Consider the following 16,909-nt stretch of genomic DNA (forward strand, 5'->3'; position numbering starts at 1 on the left):
CCGGTAGCGCCTCCGCTGAAAGCATGGGCTTGTGAACAAGCCCATCGGATATTGGATCAAGAGGCTCGACGCAGCACTGGAAGCCCAGTTGGACAGCATCCTTGCCAGGATCAAACTCAGCCGGCGCCAATGGCATACCCTCAGTGTCCTGTCAGAGGGCGCCATGCTTCCGGACCAGCTTGAGGAGTCCCTGCATCCGTTGTGGGGAAATGATGTCCGGATGCGGGAAAGGGAACTTGCAGCGCTCGTGGGCCGGGGAATGATCACCATGATCGATGACCGACTGGTCCTGAGTGACCGCGGACGGGAGAAATACCACGAAGCCCAGCGGCTGGTGGAAGCGGCGCGTCAGGACCTTTCCATGGGCATCGGCATCGATGAGTACGCCATGGCACTAAGTGTGTTGGAGCGCATGAGCCTGAACGCGGAGCGGCTGGCCCGCTGACTTTCAGCCAGCAGAACCAGCCGCTCCCAACTGAGCCTTCCCAGGGGGACGGTGGCCCTACACCCCAAGGAATTCGACAGCAGCTTCCTTGAACGCCCGGCTGGTGATGACGTTGGTGTGGGTGCGCCCTGGAATGACCAGCGTTTCCACCGGGCCGCCACGCTTGCCCGCAATGGAGGCGAGTTCCGGCATGGTGGCTGCCCGTTCGTCTTTTTCGCCGGCTACGAGCAAGAGGGGCATGTGCGGGGCAGCCTCGGCAGGATCGAAAGGTTCCCCCTTGATGGCCTCAATGAGCGACAACATGGCGAACAGGTTGTTGCTGGGAAGCATCTGTGCCATCTTCAGCAGTCCGGCCGTGGACGCGTCCTCAATGGGTGTGCCGTCGGCCAAGTGCCGTTGCGCGGCGACGAGGTCGAAAGCTGCCAGCGGATCTGCCGAGCTGGGGCCACCCAGGACGATGCGGTGGACAAGATCCGGCTGGGTGGCGCCAAATTCCCAAGCCAGCCTTGAGCCGAGCGAGTAGCCGATGACGTCCAGTCCCGTGGACGGGTCACCATCGCGCAGAGGCCGGGCTCCGGCGTCGGTCACTATCTGGAGGAGGTCAGCGCGTATGCGGCTGGGCGTATACGAATCCAGGTCCTCGGGGGAGTGGCTCCGGCCATGGCCTGGCAGGTCCACGGTGATCACCCGACGGCCTGCGTCCCGAAGGGTAGTGATCCAGCCGCTATCCACCCAGTTCAGTTTCGTGGATGACGAAAAGCCGTGGATCAGCAGGACGGGCCGCAGGCCGGCGTCTGTGGCCGGTTCATGGACTTCCACGAACAGTCCGGGGTCCGTGCCCTCCACGGTGTGTCTGCTGTGTTCCACGGTGTGCCTGCCGGTCATGGTGTCAGTCCTCATCGAGTACGGCGCTCAGGCGGACCCGGCGCTTGGGTGCTTCGTCCTTCGGAACAGTGCCCACGATACCGGCAGTGTCATCCGGAACCTCGAACACAATCAGCGGTTCGCCAACGTTGATGGTGTCTCCGGGCGCCCCGTGAATACGCACCACTTTACCCGCCTGAGGGCTGGGCAATTCGAGGGCCGACTTGGTGGTTTCGAGCTCCACGATCGGCTGGTTGCGTTCCACCTGCTGGCCGGGCTCCACCAGCCAATCCAGCACGGTTGCCTCGATGAGGCCTTCGCCAAGGTCGGGAAGCGGGAAGGAAATTTCAGCCACGGCGGTACTCCAGTACGCGTTGGATCCCAAAGAGGATGCGATCGATGTTGGGGATGTATTCGTCCTCCAGGTCGCCGGAGGGGTAGGGCACGTCGAAACCGGTGATGCGTTCCACCGGCGCTTTCAGTGTTTCGAAACAGCTTTGCGTGATGAGTTGGGCGACTTCGGCACCAAGTCCGGAGGTGAGGGGCGCTTCATGGACGACGACGGCGCGCCGCGTCTTCCCAACGGACCTCGCCAAAGCTTCGGCATCAATCGGTTTCAGCCAGCGCAGGTCCAGGACTTCGACGTCGATACCGTCCTCCGCCGCGAGCTCGGCTACCTGCAGGCAGCGTGAGACCATCGCGCCCCACGCCACAAGGGTGAGGTGGCGGCCGTCCCTGACCACGCGGGCTCCCGTGAGGCTGCCGCCGTCGTCGACTCCGGCGTCGTGCGTTGCTTGGCCGTGGGCGGCATGGGCGACGTCCACGGGTCCTTTCTGCCAATAACGCGATTTCGGTTCCATGAAGATCACCGGGTCCGGGCGGGTGGCAGCGTACTTGAGCAGATGGTAGGCGTCGTGCGGGTTTGATGGTGAGACCACCTTGAGCCCCGGGACGTGGGCGAAGAGCGCTTCCAGGCTCTCGCCATGGTGTTCAGGGGCGCGGATGCCGCCGAAGCTGGGGACCCGCAGCGTGATGGGCATGGGCAGGGTTCCGCGGCTGCGGTAATTCATCCGGGCGATCTGGCAAACGATCTGGTTGATGGCCGGGTAGGCGAAGCCGTCGAACTGGACTTCGGGAATGGGGTGGAATCCGGCCATCGCGAGGCCAACCGACATGCCGAGTATGCCGGACTCAGCAAGCGGTGTGTCGAAGACCCGTTCCTCACCGTGCTTTGCCTGCAGGCCGTCCGTAATGCGGAAGACGCCGCCCAGCCGGCCGCAGTCCTCGCCGAAGATGACGGTCTTGGGGTTTTCGGCCAAAACCTCGTCGAGGGCGCGGTTGAGGGCCTGCTGCATGGACATTTGCTGAACGTCCGAGGCGCCCGTATCTGTGCTGTCTCCAATGCTGCGCACTGTTGTGGTGGTCTCAGACATGTTCGGACTCCTCGCGCCACGCGGTGGCCTGGGATTGAAGGGCGGGTGTTGGTTCCTGGAAGACGAGGCTGAACATCTCGGAGCCGGGACGTGGGCCGAGGTCGGCGATGCCGGCACGGATGGCTTCTTCTTCCTCTTCTGCCGCGCGCTGCGCCGCCGCGAAGAAGGCCTCATCCGCTACGCCTTCTGCGAGGAGCCGCTGCTTGAAGCGCTCCAGCGGATCCCCGCCGGCGTCGAGGCGTTCCTCCTCCAAAGTGCGGTAGCGGCCGGGATCGTCGGCGGTGGAGTGCGGGCCGCGACGGTAGGTCATGGCTTCTATCACCACAGGGCCGTTTCCGGCGCGGCAATGCGCGAAAGCGGAACGTGTGGCTTCGTAGACGGCGACCACGTCATTGCCATCGATCTGCAGGGAGGGGATTCCATAACCGGCTGCACGTGCGGCTACAGAGCCGCCCGCAACCTGTCGGTCGGTGGGGACCGAGATGGCCCAGCCGTTGTTCTGGATGAAGAAGATCACTGGGGCGTTCATGACTGCGGCGAAGTTCATGGCTTCGTGAACGTCACCCTGGGAGGAGGCGCCGTCACCGAAGTACGTCATGGCGACGCCCATGTCCGGCGCCCCGGAGAGGGTCTGTCCATGGGCCCAGCCCACGGCGTGCAAAACGGAACCGGCCACCACCGCTTGGATTGGAGCGAACCTGGACTCAAGCGGGTTGTACATCCCGCCGTGCCACGTGGCCTTGTGAGTAGACATGTAGCCCACCATGTCCACGCCCATCGCCCGTGCAACGCCCATTTCGCGGTAGGTGGGAAAAACGAAGTCGCGGGTCCGGTCAACGGCATAGCCGCTGCCTACCTGCGCGGCTTCCTGGCCGAGCTCGGGGGCATAGCCAGGGATGATGCCCTGGCGCTGCCAGGCGACGGCCGAGGTGTCCAGGTGGCGGACTGCTGCCATCAGCGTGTACAGCTCACGGAGTTGATGGTGGGTGAGCGGGGCTGCGTCATCATCGACGGCGGCCAGCGCAGGTTCTGTAGTCATGATTGTGACCCTAGTCACCGGATCATGCCATGCGCAATCAGCTCAGTTGGAACGGAACACTTTGTACAATTTGGGCATATAAGGAAGCCCTGCACAGTACAAACTGTGCAGGGCTTCCCTCGGGTGGTGAGCAGGCAGTTACTCCGCGGGCATGGACTGCCTGGAGGCCTTCGCCTTGGCGTTGATGAAGCAGCCTGCGGCGATGACGAGGATCAGGATGAAGGTTCCAATCAACTGCCCGGCGCTCTCGGGGTTCGCAAAGCCGACCACCAGGATCAGGCCCAGCAGGGCGAGGCCAAGAATGGTGAGGAAGGGGAAGCCTTTCATGCGAAGGGGCAGTTCCGTGCCCTCCCTGTCAGCCCTGCGGCGGAGGATGAACTGTGACACCAGTGCAGTGCCCCAGACCACCAGGCAGGTGGAGCCGACGAGGTTCAGCAGTGCCGGCAGGATCTTCTCAGGGAAGAGCAACTCAAGGACCGTGGCGATAAAGCCGAAGGCAACCGATACTCCGACGGCCGCAACGGGAACCTTTGAGCCGCTGAGGCGGGACAGGAAGCGGGGGGCTTCCCCGCGCTCTGAAAGGGAGAAGATCATCCTGGAAGCGCCGTACAGGTTGGCGTTGAGGGCGGACAGCAGGGCGACGACGGCTACCAGGGTGATGGCCGCGCCGGCGCCGGGGATTCCCGCGAGGTCCAGCACGCCGGCGAACGGGGACTTCAGTCCTTCCGAGCCCACGGGAAGAACGGCTGCGATGACAAACACGGAGCCGATGTAGAACACCAGGATGCGCCAGACAACGGTGCGGATGGCCTTGCCTACGCTATGGGCCGGGTTCTCGGTTTCGGCGGCGGCAACGCTGACGATCTCGGTTCCGCCAAAGGCGAAGATCACCACGAACAGTGCGGCGGCGATGCCACCGATGCCGTTGGGGGCAAAGTCGCCGAATGCAGAGAATCCGGGAGAGGGGACGTTCGGCAGCCAGCCGAAGAGCAGGGCTGCGCCGATCAGCAGGAAGATGACGATTGCGGCAACTTTAAGGATGGCGAACCAGAACTCGAACTCGCCGAAGTTGCGGACTCCCACAAGGTTGATGCCGGTGAAGACCACCATGAACACCAGGGCAAGGACCCACACGGGGATGACGGGCCAGATGGAGAACAGCAGGCCGGCTGCTCCGATGGCTTCGGCCGCGATGACCACCACCAGCTGAAGCCACCACAGCCAGCCGATGGTGCCGCCTGCCGTCTTTCCCATGGCCTTCTCTGCGTACACGGAGAAAGCGCCGCTGTTGGGGTTGGCGGCTGCCATCTCGCCAAGGGCCCACATGACCAGGATGATCAGCGTGCCGGCGACGAGGTAGGAAATGAGGACTGCCGGGCCGGCGGCCTGTACGCCCGCGCCGGAGCCGAGGAAGAGGCCGGCGCCAATCGCGCTGCCAAGTCCCATCATGGTCAGCTGGCGGGGTTTCAGCGAATGGCCGAGGCCGGATGTTGGCGCAGGAGCCGCGATGGACTTCGTTGTCATACGTGTCTACCTTCTATGGATTACATGCTGGTTTGGCGTGCCGGCCTCATGGGCTTGGCAAGCGGGCGTCGACGACGCAGCAAGAGCCGTGGAATAATTCTCGCAGTTTGTAAGATACATCACTTTTTGCTGTGGCGATGTGATGGGTAAGGATCCCCGGGGACAGGAACTTTGATGCTGGTCGATGCGCTTGATGCAAAAATTGTACGTTTCTTCACGGATTCACCGCGATCCTCAGTGCTGGAGGCATCCCGGGTGCTCAGGGTTGCCCGGGCTACCGTGCAGTCCCGGATTGACCGAATGATTGAGAACGGGGTCATTGGTTCGTGGGTTCCGCAGCCCGACCCTGCCAATTTCGGTTTCCCGGTGGTGGCGTTCTGTTCGGTCACCATCACCCAGGAGATCGGTCATGACGCCATTATCGAAAGCCTGGGCGCCATCCCGGAAATCATCGAGGTCCACACGGTCACGGGGAACTCGGACCTCATGGTGCGGATTGCCGCGCGTTCCAATCCGGACATGCAGCGGGTGCTCGATGCCATGATCGCCACGAAGTCCGTGGTCCGGTGTTCGTCGGTGATTGTCCTGAACAGCCACATCCAGGGCCGGACACTGCCGCTGATGGAAGCTGCGGCGAAGCCCGTGTGACGTAAAGCATTTTGCCATGCGCCCGGAGAGTCGTACCATTAGTTCTAGTCAACATGACTTTAACTAGTGCTCCAGTCCTTAAAGGGAGTGCTCCGGACGGCGATGAAGCGAGGTGAACGCCGTGAACACCAACTCAGCCAATGTCGCCGAGAGGCGGCTCGCGCCGCCGTCGTTGGCTATTTCAACGGTGATCTTCGCTCTTCGCCCCAGTGAAAAGTCCGGCCGCCCCACGTTGTGGCTGCCGTTGGTCCGCAGGATCCGGGAACCGTACAAAGACATGTGGGCCCTCCCGGGCGGTCCGTTGGCCCACGACGAATCGCTCCAGGACGCGGCGTCCCGGAACCTTCGCGAGACCACGGGGCTGACACCGCACTACCTCGAACAGCTCTACGCGTTTGGCGGCCTCCACAGGTCGCCGACCCAGCGGGTTGTCTCCATCGTGTACTGGGCGCTCGTGCAGCCCACGGAAGCTGCTTTGGCTGACGAGTCGGAAAATGTGCGGTGGTTCCGTGCAGACCGGCTGGGCGAACTCGCTTTCGATCACAACGCAATCGTGGACTACGCCCTGTGGCGGCTCCGCAACAAGATGGCCTACGGGTCCATCGCCTACCACCTGCTGGGAGAGTTCTTCACCCTCGCCCAGGTCCGCGAAGTCTACGAGGCTGTGCTGGACCGCCAGCTCGATCCCGCGAACTTCCGTCGACACGTCAAGGCAACACCGGAAATCGAAGAAACCGGTGAATACCTCCAGGGCGGGAAACACCGTCCACCACGCCTCTACCGCTTCACCGGCACGCCCGGCCTCGGGCCAGATAACAGGAGTACACCATGAGCAGCGTCAACACTGCCGTCCAGCTGATCACTCGCGAAGAAGCCGAGAAGGGCCTCTCCCGCGCAGGGTCCACGTGCAGCCCGGCCCTGGCCAAGGGCCCATGGGAGTACGACCTCGCCGAGGCCGTTGCCGGTGCACCTGCCTACGGGCCGGGGGCATCCAGCGCTGATGTCGCACCCATAGCCACTCCTCGCCAGGGCCAGTTGCCTGAGAAGTACAAAAAGGCCAGCGACGCCGAACTCGATTCCCGCATTCGGGCAGCCAAAGCGACGCTCGGGGACCGCGCCGTCATCCTGGGGCACTTCTACCAGCGCGACGAAGTCATCCAGTACGCGGACTTCGTGGGTGATTCCTTTCAGCTGGCCAACGCGGCCCTGACCAAGCCGGACGCCGAAGCGATCATCTTCTGCGGCGTCCATTTCATGGCAGAAACCGCCGATATCCTCTCCACCCCGGAGCAAGCAGTCATCCTGCCCAACCTTGCCGCCGGTTGCTCCATGGCAGATATGGCAGACGAAGACTCCGTGGAAGAGTGCTGGGAGCAGCTCGAGGAGATCTTCGGCACCGAACCGGACGCCAGTGGCCGCGTACCGGTCATCCCTGTCACCTACATGAACTCGTCTGCCGCGCTCAAGGCTTTCTGCGGCCGAAACGGCGGCATTGTCTGCACCTCGTCCAACGCAAAGGTGGTCCTGGAATGGGCCTTCGAACGTGGCCAGCGTGTTCTGTTCTTCCCCGATCAGCACCTGGGCCGGAACACCGCCAAAGCACTCGGCGTTCCGCTGGAACAGATGCCCATGTGGAACCCGCGCAAGGAACTGGGCGGCAACGACGAACAGCAACTGCTCGACTCCCGGGTGATCCTGTGGCACGGCTTCTGCTCGGTCCACAAGCGCTTCAACGTAGGCCAGATCGAGAAAGCCCGCCAGGACTTCCCGGGCGTCAACGTGATCGTCCACCCCGAATGCCCCATGGAGGTAGTGGACGCTGCTGACTCTGCCGGGTCCACCGACTTCATCAAAAAGGCGATCGCGGCCGCCACCGAACCCACCACGTTCGCCATCGGCACCGAGATCAACATGGTGAACCGTCTGGCCGCCGAAAACCCGCAGCACACCATCTTCTGCCTTGATCCCGTCATCTGCCCGTGCTCCACCATGTACCGCATCCACCCCGGATACCTCGCCTGGGTCCTGGAGGAACTCGTGGAAGGACGCGTCGTCAACCGCATCACCGTGGATGACTCCGTGCAGGACAACGCCAAGATTGCGCTGGAGCGCATGCTGGCAGCCAAACCGGCCTAACCAAACCGGCACATCACAGCGGACTAGCCGAATCGAGCGTCACATGACTACAGCGAGCGTTGCTGGAGGGCCTGCCCCCAAACGGCTGATCGTCGTCGGAAGCGGGATCGCGGGACTTTACTCTGCGCTTCTTGCCGCGGAAGCGGGCGCGGAAGTTGTGCTGCTGACCAAGGGTGCGCTCGCGGACAGCAACACCTACTACGCCCAGGGCGGCATTTCGGCCGTCCTGGAGGAGCCGGCACCCGGTGACACGGTGGCTGCACACATCGCGGACACCCTCAAAGCCGGCGCGGGCCACTGCAATGAAGAAGCAGTACGGGTATTGTGCACGGAAGCGCGGTTGGACATCGCCGGGCTGGGGCGGTTCGGCGTCCGGTTCGACCTTGACGACGACGGCGACCCCGCCTTGGGTCTCGAGGCCGCACACTCTGCCCCGCGAATTCTGCACGCCGGCGGCGACGCTACCGGCGCCGGGGTGGCGGCTGCGCTGATCAGGACAGTCCTGGACTTCCAGGCGGCAGGCAAGATCCAGGTCATCGGACACGCCCAAGTGACATCGCTTTCGCTGGGCGGACAGCAAGGTGGCCGCGTGGTGGGAGCGAATTTCCTCCACGACGGACGCCACCGCGGCGTCCACGGCGACTCAGTCCTGCTCGCTACAGGGGGAGCGGGGCAGCTTTTCGCCCAAACCACCAACCCTGCAGTGGCCACAGCGGATGGCCTGGCGCTCGCGTGGCGCGTCGGAGCCGCCGTTGCAGACCTTGAGTTTTTTCAGTTCCACCCAACCTGCATGGTTCTTGCTGCCGACGCCCGGGAGGCTGAAGGCAATAATGACCCCCTCCTGATCTCCGAGGCCGTCCGCGGTGAAGGTGCCATCCTCCTGGACGCCAACGGGCATCGCTTCATGCCCGACTACCACCCTGATGCAGAACTGGCGCCCAGGGACGTCGTCTCCCGCAGCATCGCCCTGCACCTTGCGCAACTCGGCGACCCCAACGGCCACGTGTTCCTCGACGCCACCGTCATCGAAGGACAACGCGGCCAGGGGTTCCTGGAAAAGCGGTTCCCGACCCTCAGTAAGCGCACACGACAGGCCGGAGTCGACTGGACCCGGGAACTCGTCCCTGTGGCGCCCGCGGCGCACTACTGGATGGGCGGCGTCGTCACCGATCTCTACGGCCGGACGTCCGTTCCTGGACTGTTGGCCGCTGGCGAAGTTGCTTGTACGGGTGTGCAGGGGGCCAATCGGCTGGCCAGTAACTCCCTGCTTGAAGGACTCGTGTTCGGGCGGCGTGCTGTTGACGCGTTCCTTGGTTCGACAGGCGGCGCCGCAGGTCCTTTGGCACCTGCGCTGTCGGGGCCTCCGGTGCCGCTGGATGATGTGGGCGATGACCTGCCGGCTCCCGTTTCGTGGGAGTTTGAGTCTTTGCCGGGGCCGGGTACTCGTGAGGCATCGTTTGCGCAGGCGGGGGTGTTTTCGCGGTGGGCTCTGCGACGTTTGATGACAGCGAAGTCAGGGGTTTTGCGTGATGGCGTTCTTCTCCGTGAAGCCGGAGTGACGTTGGCAGCCTGGGCGGGCGATGTTCTGCCTTTGAATGTTCCTGATTCCCTTGACGTTCGGGAGCATGAGGATTCCAATTTGTTGCTGGCGGCGCAACTGCTCGTTCATGCGGCGCGGGAACGGCGGACGTCACTGGGGGCGCATTACCGCAGCGACAGCGAGGCGGAACCAGCCGCCGTCGACGATTTTGACAAGCGTTACACCCTGAGCCGGAAAGCGAGCCTCGTCCATGACTAACCTGACCCTCCCCGCAGCCCCTGTCCGGGACATCCTGGAAAGGGCATTCGCGGAGGACGCACCAAGCGGCGACATCACCTCGCAACTGCTGATCCCCGCCGATGCCCGGGCAACCGCCGTGCTGAATGCGCGTGTCGCCGGCGTCTTCAGCGGCGGTACCGTGTTCCGCGACGCCATGAAGCTGGTGGACCCGGACACCGAGGTGGAACTGCTCCTCGCAGACGGCGAAGCGTTCGACGCCGGAACCCACCTCGCGCGGGTCAGCGGAAGGGCGAGGTCGGTGTTGCTCGCCGAAAGGGTCGGCCTTAACCTGGTGCAACGGATGAGCGCCATCGCCACCAAGACCGCCGAATTCGTGAGGCTCGTCGAGGGAACCCGCGCGCGGATCACCGACACCCGGAAGACCACACCCGGCCTGCGTGTGCTTGAGCGTTACGCAGTGCGCTGCGGTGGGGGAGCGAACCACCGCTACAGCCTCTCCGATGCCGTGCTGGCCAAGGACAACCACCTGGCTGTCATGACCGGGGGCGACCCCAGCAAGCTGACCGGGCTGCTGATTGCCGCCAAGGCCCAGCTTGGCCACACCACACACTTCGAAGTTGAAGTGGATAAGGCCGAGCAGATCGAACCCGTGCTGGCGGCAGGCGTTGACACCATCATGCTGGACAACTTCTCCATCGACGAGCTCCGGGCAGGGGTCAAGCAGGTAGACGGGCGGGCCATCATCGAAGCCAGCGGCAACGTCAACATCAACACCGTCACGGAAATCGCCGCGGCCGGTGTGGATGTCATCTCCATCGGGGGCCTGACCCACAGCGTGAGCGCGCTGGACCTTGGCCTCGACATCGAACTCACCACAAGCCAGGGCTGAAGGCCACGCACACCATGATCTTCCTCGACGCCGCCGCTACTACTCCGGTCCGCCGCGAGGCCCTTGAGGCGATGTGGCCGTACCTGAGCGGTGAGTTCGGCAATCCTTCCAGCCACCACACCCTCGGCGAAGCGGCAGCAGCTGCGCTCGCAGGGGCGCGTTCCGGCGTCGCGAAGGTCCTCAACTGCCGTGCAGGCGAGGTGACCTTCACCTCTGGGGGCACGGAAGCGGACAATCTTGCCGTCAAAGGCATTGCACTGGCCCGGCGGGCAGCTGACCCCTCGTTGAACCGAGTGGTGATCAGCGCCATCGAACATCCGGCGGTGGAGGAATCGGCGAGGTACCTCGAACGTGTGCACGGCTTCGCTGTGGACGTGCTGCCGGTGGATCGGGAGGGCTTGCTTTCGGTGGATGCCTTGCGGACGGTGATAGGGCCAGAAACCGCCTTGGTGAGCATCATGTATGCGAACAACGAGATCGGAACCGTCCAGCCAATCGCATCCCTGGCGTCCGTGGCGCGGGAACACGGCGTCCCGTTCCACACGGATGCTGTGCAGGCTGCCGGGTGGTTGCCTCTGGACGTCAAGGCGCTCGGAGTGGATGCGCTGAGCATTTCCGGACACAAACTTGGTGCGCCCAAGGGATCCGGTGTCCTGTTCACCAAGGGCCGGCTTCGCGTGGAGCCCCTGGTCCACGGTGGAGGGCAGGAGCGGGGAAAGCGTTCGGGGACTGAGAACGTGGCCGGTGCTGTGGCGCTGTCCACGGCGCTGGGCTTGTCCCACGCTGAGCAGCCGGAGCAGGCAGCACGGGTTTCGGGCTTGAGGGACCAGTTCATCGACCGTGTCCTCGCCGGCGTACCGAATGCCTTGGTCACAGGTCACCGGCAACAGCGTCTGCCATCGGTTGCGTCGTTCTGCTTTCCGGGCACCAGCGGCGAATCGGTGTTGCTAGAGCTGGAGCGGCTGGGCGTGGTGTGTTCGAGTGGTTCCGCCTGCGCCGCAGGATCCGACGCGCCCTCGCCAGTGCTGGTGGCACTTGGCATCGCCCCTGAAACGGCCCAGACGGCTGTCCGCTTCAGCTTCACCTCAACTGTCACCGACGCCGACCTGGAGCAGGCTGCCTCCGCCGTGGAAACCGCCGTCGGACGCGTCCGGAATCTGGCGTCCCCGCAATCGGGTTAGTTACACGTGCCGTGCACGCCGGAAGATCCAGTGCCGCAGCAGGGTAAACCGGACTGCAGTGGCGACGAACCCGGACAACGTGGTGGTCCACAGCTCCTCGGAGACAGTAGCGTCCGGACGGAAGAGATGCAGTACCCCGAGGCTGCCCCCGGTAATCACCAAGGCAATGGCGATCACAATGACCCCACTCAGGTGATCCTGAGTGCGCTTCTTCTTACCGGTGATTTTGAAGGTCAAGCGGCGGTTCAGCGCCGTGTTCATCAACGACGTCAGAATCAGCGCCACGGCATTCGCCAGCTGGGGATCAATCCAAGGACGCAGCAACGCATAGATGGCCAGGGAACTCGCAGTACACACAATTCCAACGCCGGTAAAGCGGATCAGTTGCCGCACCACCGGGTACTTGAGGACTCCGCGGTGCCGTCTGCGCGATGGCTTATGTGGGGGAGACGGCCGTAGCTCAGTGGCATCCGCGGCTGTCTCCATGGGTTAAGCCTGACACACTATGCCGGCGCGACCTCCCAGGAAGCGCTCGTAACGGGGTTCCGGAGCTCACCGATTCCTTCAACCCGGCACACCACAGTGTCTCCGGGGTGGATGCGGGCGCACTCGGCGGGGAAACCTGTGAGCACCAGATCGCCGGGTTGGAGTGTCATGAACGAGGTCAGGTACACCATGATTTCGTCCACTTTCCAGCCCAGGTCCGCTGAACTGGCGGTCTTCAGTTCGGTACCGTTGTGGACTATTCCTATCTCCAGGTTGGCGTCATCCAGGTCTGTGACCATCCACGGACCCGCGGGAGTGAAGGTGTCCTGGCTTTTAGCGCTGATCCAGAGTTCGTCCGTCTTTTGAAGGTCCCTCGCCGAGACGTCGTTGCCGATCGTGTAGCCAAGGATTGCCGAACGTGCCGTTTCGAGCGTCAAGCCGCGCGCAGTACTGCCGACGACGACGGTCAGTTCGGCTTCCGGGTCCACATAACCAACGGTGGAGCCCAGCTGGATCGCCTCGCCCGGGCCGATGACGCTCGAGGCCGCTTTGTGGAAAGCCTGCGGCGGCAGGTCCCGGCCCGGCTGCCCGGTGTTGTGGGCCATGCCGAACACGTTGACGGGGACGGACGGGGCCAGGAAGGTGAAGGAGTCTTCGCTGGCTGCTGCGCCGGTCTCCCACCCGGGACGGGCGGGGCTGCTGGTGTTAGCCCGTGAAGACGGGAACGGAGAGTCGATGACGGTCCATTCCCTGCCCGCGCGCGTGTCGAAGTCTTCGGCATCATTGGCCACGAAGAATTGCTCGTCCGGTGACTGCGGTGAGATGGGTCGGACACGGGCGATGCGGAGGGGAAGGCGTGAAGTCATGATGACATCCTACGTCCTCGGGTGTGCCTGTTCTGCGTTGCAGGGCCCGCTTTACGCCCCGCGACCCTTCGAAGGCGCGCGGAGTGCGCCGCAACGCATCAGGTGAGCGGCGCCGATCCGAAGGCCACGCTGAAGCGGTCGCACCAGAGGACAACAGAGGTCAACCCTTCGAGGTCGGTGCCGGCCGGGATCGCATAGTTGTGGTTGCCGTGCGTGGCTTTGATGGCACCAAGGTCCACATAGCGCCCCGAACGGTACTTGAACCAGTCGCCGCCGGCTTCCAAGCCGCTGAGCCAAACTTTGACGTCTGGCCCATCGCTGCTGGCCAGGTTATCGAGGCGCAGCAGATGGCTCCCGTCGGGGAGCATCAGCAACTGCGCGGTGCCGGTGGTTGCATGTTCCTGGGACTGGAACGTGCCTGAACTGAGAATCACCGGTGCTGTGAGGGCCGGCGCTGTGGTCGGCGGGGGATCGGCGGCTGCGGCTTCACCCTCACCAGCCGCACCCGCCGAGACTTCGGCGGCGGGCAGGGCTTCGTTCACGCTGCTGCTGGTGAACAATCGCCACGGCTGGAAGAGGGCAGCCCCTACCACCGCGGCGGAAAGGACCAGAACCGCAATCATCGCCGCCAGGGTCTTGTGGGTCCGGAACGAACTCCGCAATCGGTTCATGGTTCAAGGCTAGGCTTCCGGGCCCTGCTTCGGGGGCTTCATTGCTTACAGTACGATGACGCTGATTCAGCCTGTGTCGCCGGAAGATACACAGGGACGGGGCTTAGAATCCGACTCATGCGGCTGGCGATCATCGGATTGGTTCTCCTCGTGGCGGGTGGGGTAACCGTCGCCACGGGTGTCCTGCCGTGGCAGGAAGTGGCGGTCCTGGGGGACCGGGTGGCACCCATCCTGACATTCGTGGTTGCCATGACCGTGGTGACGGAGCTCGTCAGCGAAGCCGGCGCGTTCCAGTGGATCGCGCGCCATTTGCGGGGGTGGGGCCGTGGGCGCAGCGTCCTGCTGTGGTTGCTTGTGGCACTGTTCGCCACCCTGAGCACCGTGTTCCTGTCATTGGATACAACGGCGGTGCTCCTGACCCCCGTGGTGGTCACGGTGGCCCGCCAAGCCGGACTGCCGGTCCTGCCCTTCGCGCTGACAACGGTGTGGCTGGCGAACACCGCCAGCCTGTTGCTCCCCATTTCCAACCTGACCAACCTTCTGGCGCAGCACAACCTGGGCGGCATCAGCCCCGCACAGTTTGCCCAGCTGATGTGGGCACCGTCGCTGGCTGCAGTCCTTGTTCCGTTGGCCTTCATCGCACTGGTATTCCGGCGTGAACTTCGCAAGACCTATGCTCTCGATTCCGCCCGTCCCGTTCAAACACCCTCATCCACCGCAGCCTCCGACAAAGTCTTGCTCGTGGTCAGCGCCGTGGTCCTGGTGTTGCTGTTGCCGTCCCTGGTGTCCGGGGTTGCCATCTGGATTCCTGCCACCGCGGCTGCCCTCATCCTGGCGGGCGTGTTTGCCATCCGGCGCCCCAAGGTGCTCAAGGTGGCCCTGATTCCCTGGTCGTTGTTGCTCTTCACCTGTGGCCTTTTCCTGGTGGTTGAGGCCACCCAATACCTCGGCGCCTCGGTACTGCTGGGACAGGTAGCAGGCCAGGGAAGCGGGTTTGTTGAACTGCTCAGGCTGGCCATGACAGGCGCCCTCGGCTCCAACGTAGTCAACAACCTGCCCGCCTACCTTCTGGCGGAACCCTTGGCCGGAAGTCCCGAGCGAATGGCCGCACTGCTGGTCGGTGTGAATGCGGGACCGCTGATCACGCCGTGGGCTTCCCTGGCCACCCTGCTATGGCATGACCGATTGGTGCGGATGAACGTGCTGATCAAGTGGAAGGGTTATGCGGTGTTCGGCCTGGTCGTGGCACCCCTGACAATAGTGGCGGCCATCGCGGCGCTCGCAGCTGTTGGCCCCGGAGGTGTTTTTGGCTAGCCCAAGTACAGTTCGCCTACGGGAATTTCCGTAGCCAGGCGGTTGTCCGGCCCGGCCAAGGGGCAGGCCCACGCTTCGTTGTAGGCGCAGGAGGGGTTGTAGGCAAAGTTGAAGTCGAGGATGAATTCCTGGTTTCCTGCAGTTCCCCTGGTTCCGTGGAAGGAGCCCTTGACGGTGTCCAGCAGGTAACGTCCGGCTCCGTAGCTACCGCCATCCTTCCCGGCCGTTGCGTCGCGGAAAGGTACGAAGATCCCGCCGCCATAGCTCCGCAGTCTCCAGGCCGCCAGCGAGCCAAGACCGGGCAGCTCGAAAGTGCCGATGCGAACAAAAGGCACCACACCGTCAGTGCCGGTCTCAACGTTCATTTCCTGCCCGGCACCCTCCGGCGACAAGGCCGCGTGTCGGCGGAAAGCGGGATCATACCCGGCTGTGCGCAGACCTGAGAAGGAAGCCTTCATGTCCGCCGTCAGCGCCGATGCGGGATGGGTGGCGAACAGCAGGTCCCGCTCCTGGCGCCAGAAAACGTGCGCATCGAACGGATTGGTGGCTGCAAGCTGCCGCACCTTGTCGTAAAGAGCGAACGTCCGCAGGCGCCAGTCAGCTATATCAACCGCTGACATGGTGGGGATGTCGTCCTCGAAATAGTCCTGCTGATCGGGAGCCATACCCCCCAGCCTAGTCCTGTGCGTGTCGCGGCACCGCCGCCGATAGGCTGTGGTCATGAAGGGCATCATGAACCTGAAGTGCGTTCCAGTGAAGCTTGCTGCCCTGGCGCTGGCGGGTGCAGTGCTCGCGGCGACCACAGCCTGCTCCGCCGAAAACAAGGGACCACAGGTAACGTCCACGGCTACGTCAAAGCCCAACAGTTCGGAGTCCGGAACAGGGACGCCAACAGACAGCACGACGCCGGAACCTGGGAATGCGGGTAGCCCACCGTCCGTGACGCCGGGTTCGGAGGGGACGTCCACGGATCAAGCCACTGCCAGCCCAAGTGCACAGGCAACCGCGGTGTCATGGAAGACCTACACGGACTCTGCCAAGACCGTCAGCTTCGATCTTCCCCGGGACTGGATTGCCCAGTCGGTATCACCCGACGCCGGCTCCTTGTCGGGAGCCGTTAAGGTGGAAGTCAAGGATGCTGCAGGAAGATACCTTGCCACCCTGCAAACCGGGCTCCCACCAGCCACTCCCGTTGCCTGCCCTGCCGGACAGGGGCGCCCTTACGTGGTGATCAGCAGCGTGCCCTTGGACATCCCGCACTCCGACGGTCCGGACACCATTGATCCGCGGGTGGTCTTCCGGGTAATCCAGGGCTACAAGTTCTTCGGCTCCTACGGCATCACCAATATGGTGGCGGGGGCGGACGGGCAGTCCTGCGAACTCCGGAACCGAGTACAGGGTCCCTCCGGGAAAGGCGATTATTCCTTCGGGGACGTGCCGGCAATACGTTCCTTCGCCACTGACGAGAAGGTGGCGCCGGCCAAGGCGTTCGACACTTTGGACCTGGCGGCGAAGTACGCGGTCCATGGTTCTGAATTCGCCAATGTCCAGCGGATGCTACTGTCTCTGAAGGTCAATCTGTAGTCCTGCGATTGGCTGGTTCACACATATGGCGGCGATGGGGGCTGCCCGC

General features: G+C 63.7%; 18 protein-coding genes. 9 read left to right on the forward strand and 9 right to left on the reverse strand.

Translation table 11 applies throughout. The annotated features are described in order from the left end of the window. Window positions 1-31: 31 nt before the first annotated feature. Complete coding sequence (locus GVL04_RS07745) at window positions 32-445, forward strand: MarR family transcriptional regulator (protein WP_159702113.1); 414 nt, start codon at window positions 32-34, stop codon at window positions 443-445. Between the two features lie 57 nt (window positions 446-502). Here GVL04_RS07745 and GVL04_RS07750 read toward each other — a convergent pair whose 3' ends face one another. The 5 genes from GVL04_RS07750 to GVL04_RS07770 form a co-directional block, all read right to left on the reverse strand. Then, window positions 503-1,330 (reverse strand): alpha/beta fold hydrolase, encoded by an 828-nt coding sequence (locus GVL04_RS07750; protein WP_159702116.1) that lies wholly within the window; start codon window positions 1,328-1,330, stop codon window positions 503-505. A 4-nt stretch (window positions 1,331-1,334) separates the two neighbouring features. After that, window positions 1,335-1,664 (reverse strand): biotin/lipoyl-containing protein, encoded by a 330-nt coding sequence (locus tag GVL04_RS07755; RefSeq protein ID WP_017200407.1) that lies wholly within the window; start codon window positions 1,662-1,664, stop codon window positions 1,335-1,337. Further along, window positions 1,657-2,742, reverse strand: a complete 1,086-nt coding sequence (locus tag GVL04_RS07760; RefSeq protein WP_159702119.1) for an alpha-ketoacid dehydrogenase subunit beta — start codon at window positions 2,740-2,742, stop codon at window positions 1,657-1,659. Before GVL04_RS07760 ends, GVL04_RS07755 begins: the two co-directional genes overlap by 8 nt. Beyond that, the gene (locus GVL04_RS07765; protein WP_159702122.1) at window positions 2,735-3,781 is read right to left on the reverse strand and encodes a thiamine pyrophosphate-dependent enzyme; all 1,047 of its coding nucleotides are present in this window, start codon (window positions 3,779-3,781) and stop codon (window positions 2,735-2,737) included. Before GVL04_RS07765 ends, GVL04_RS07760 begins: the two co-directional genes overlap by 8 nt. Before the next feature lie 138 nt (window positions 3,782-3,919). Beyond that, complete coding sequence (locus GVL04_RS07770; protein ID WP_159702125.1) at window positions 3,920-5,305, reverse strand: amino acid permease; 1,386 nt, start codon at window positions 5,303-5,305, stop codon at window positions 3,920-3,922. A 174-nt stretch (window positions 5,306-5,479) separates the two neighbouring features. Between GVL04_RS07770 and GVL04_RS07775 the strand changes: the two genes are divergently transcribed. The 6 genes from GVL04_RS07775 (at window position 5,480) to GVL04_RS07800 (ending at window position 11,939) form a co-directional block, all read left to right on the forward strand. Next, window positions 5,480-5,953, forward strand: coding sequence for an Lrp/AsnC family transcriptional regulator (locus GVL04_RS07775; RefSeq protein ID WP_159702128.1), 474 nt, complete (start codon window positions 5,480-5,482; stop codon window positions 5,951-5,953). 112 nt (window positions 5,954-6,065) lie between these two features. After that, the gene (locus tag GVL04_RS07780; RefSeq protein ID WP_089595490.1) at window positions 6,066-6,785 is read left to right on the forward strand and encodes an NUDIX domain-containing protein; all 720 of its coding nucleotides are present in this window, start codon (window positions 6,066-6,068) and stop codon (window positions 6,783-6,785) included. Further along, window positions 6,782-8,089: a quinolinate synthase NadA gene (nadA, locus tag GVL04_RS07785; protein ID WP_159702131.1), complete on the forward strand. Its 1,308-nt coding sequence runs from the start codon at window positions 6,782-6,784 to the stop codon at window positions 8,087-8,089. The genes GVL04_RS07780 and nadA overlap by 4 nt, the downstream gene beginning before the upstream one ends. Window positions 8,090-8,132: 43 nt before the next feature. Beyond that, the gene (locus GVL04_RS07790) at window positions 8,133-9,887 is read left to right on the forward strand and encodes an L-aspartate oxidase (RefSeq protein WP_159702134.1); all 1,755 of its coding nucleotides are present in this window, start codon (window positions 8,133-8,135) and stop codon (window positions 9,885-9,887) included. Then, complete coding sequence (gene nadC / locus GVL04_RS07795) at window positions 9,880-10,758, forward strand: carboxylating nicotinate-nucleotide diphosphorylase (protein ID WP_159702137.1); 879 nt, start codon at window positions 9,880-9,882, stop codon at window positions 10,756-10,758. The genes GVL04_RS07790 and nadC overlap by 8 nt, the downstream gene beginning before the upstream one ends. Before the next feature lie 14 nt (window positions 10,759-10,772). Next, on the forward strand, window positions 10,773-11,939 hold the full coding sequence (locus tag GVL04_RS07800; protein ID WP_159702140.1) for a cysteine desulfurase family protein: 1,167 nt from the start codon (window positions 10,773-10,775) through the stop codon (window positions 11,937-11,939). On the opposite strand, the gene GVL04_RS07805 is transcribed toward GVL04_RS07800, so the two are convergent. From GVL04_RS07805 to GVL04_RS07815, 3 genes are all read right to left on the reverse strand, one after another. Then, the gene (locus tag GVL04_RS07805) at window positions 11,940-12,425 is read right to left on the reverse strand and encodes a GtrA family protein (protein WP_159702143.1); all 486 of its coding nucleotides are present in this window, start codon (window positions 12,423-12,425) and stop codon (window positions 11,940-11,942) included. 17 nt (window positions 12,426-12,442) lie between these two features. Beyond that, window positions 12,443-13,291 carry a fumarylacetoacetate hydrolase family protein gene (locus GVL04_RS07810; protein ID WP_159702146.1) on the reverse strand — a complete coding sequence of 283 codons (849 nt, stop codon included), beginning with the start codon at window positions 13,289-13,291 and terminating at the stop codon, window positions 12,443-12,445. Window positions 13,292-13,389: 98 nt separating this feature from the next. Continuing rightward, a complete protein-coding gene (locus GVL04_RS07815; protein ID WP_200846786.1) occupies window positions 13,390-13,962 on the reverse strand; it encodes a DM13 domain-containing protein in 573 nt (190 codons plus the stop codon). Window positions 13,963-14,079: 117 nt separating this feature from the next. Between GVL04_RS07815 and GVL04_RS07820 the strand changes: the two genes are divergently transcribed. After that, window positions 14,080-15,276 carry an SLC13 family permease gene (locus GVL04_RS07820; protein WP_159702149.1) on the forward strand — a complete coding sequence of 399 codons (1,197 nt, stop codon included), beginning with the start codon at window positions 14,080-14,082 and terminating at the stop codon, window positions 15,274-15,276. Here the strand turns inward: GVL04_RS07820 and GVL04_RS07825 are convergent. Next, window positions 15,273-15,941, reverse strand: a complete 669-nt coding sequence (locus GVL04_RS07825) for a DUF1684 domain-containing protein (RefSeq protein WP_159702152.1) — start codon at window positions 15,939-15,941, stop codon at window positions 15,273-15,275. The two genes, GVL04_RS07820 and GVL04_RS07825, sit on opposite strands and share 4 nt — an antisense overlap. 55 nt (window positions 15,942-15,996) lie before the next feature. Here GVL04_RS07825 and GVL04_RS07830 point away from each other — a divergent pair, with 55 nt between their 5' ends. Continuing rightward, the gene (locus GVL04_RS07830) at window positions 15,997-16,860 is read left to right on the forward strand and encodes a hypothetical protein (RefSeq protein ID WP_159702155.1); all 864 of its coding nucleotides are present in this window, start codon (window positions 15,997-15,999) and stop codon (window positions 16,858-16,860) included. Window positions 16,861-16,909: the final 49 nt, after the last annotated feature.

Origin of the sequence: Arthrobacter sp. 18067 (assembly GCF_902706295.1) — a bacterium.
Lineage (GTDB): Bacteria > Actinomycetota > Actinomycetes > Actinomycetales > Micrococcaceae > Arthrobacter.

Coding starts and splice junctions, on each gene's coding strand:
- GVL04_RS07815 (WP_200846786.1), bottom strand. CDS start 13,962: ATGAACCGATTGCGGAGTTCGTTCCGGACCCACAAGACCCTGGCGGCG.
- nadA (WP_159702131.1), top strand. CDS start 6,782: ATGAGCAGCGTCAACACTGCCGTCCAGCTGATCACTCGCGAAGAAGCC.
- GVL04_RS07805 (WP_159702143.1), bottom strand. CDS start 12,425: ATGGAGACAGCCGCGGATGCCACTGAGCTACGGCCGTCTCCCCCACAT.
- GVL04_RS07830 (WP_159702155.1), top strand. CDS start 15,997: ATGAAGGGCATCATGAACCTGAAGTGCGTTCCAGTGAAGCTTGCTGCC.
- GVL04_RS07820 (WP_159702149.1), top strand. CDS start 14,080: ATGCGGCTGGCGATCATCGGATTGGTTCTCCTCGTGGCGGGTGGGGTA.
- GVL04_RS07760 (WP_159702119.1), bottom strand. CDS start 2,742: ATGTCTGAGACCACCACAACAGTGCGCAGCATTGGAGACAGCACAGAT.
- nadC (WP_159702137.1), top strand. CDS start 9,880: ATGACTAACCTGACCCTCCCCGCAGCCCCTGTCCGGGACATCCTGGAA.
- GVL04_RS07765 (WP_159702122.1), bottom strand. CDS start 3,781: ATGACTACAGAACCTGCGCTGGCCGCCGTCGATGATGACGCAGCCCCG.
- GVL04_RS07775 (WP_159702128.1), top strand. CDS start 5,480: ATGCTGGTCGATGCGCTTGATGCAAAAATTGTACGTTTCTTCACGGAT.
- GVL04_RS07770 (WP_159702125.1), bottom strand. CDS start 5,305: ATGACAACGAAGTCCATCGCGGCTCCTGCGCCAACATCCGGCCTCGGC.
- GVL04_RS07800 (WP_159702140.1), top strand. CDS start 10,773: ATGATCTTCCTCGACGCCGCCGCTACTACTCCGGTCCGCCGCGAGGCC.
- GVL04_RS07810 (WP_159702146.1), bottom strand. CDS start 13,291: ATGACTTCACGCCTTCCCCTCCGCATCGCCCGTGTCCGACCCATCTCA.
- GVL04_RS07825 (WP_159702152.1), bottom strand. CDS start 15,941: ATGGCTCCCGATCAGCAGGACTATTTCGAGGACGACATCCCCACCATG.
- GVL04_RS07790 (WP_159702134.1), top strand. CDS start 8,133: ATGACTACAGCGAGCGTTGCTGGAGGGCCTGCCCCCAAACGGCTGATC.
- GVL04_RS07750 (WP_159702116.1), bottom strand. CDS start 1,330: ATGACCGGCAGGCACACCGTGGAACACAGCAGACACACCGTGGAGGGC.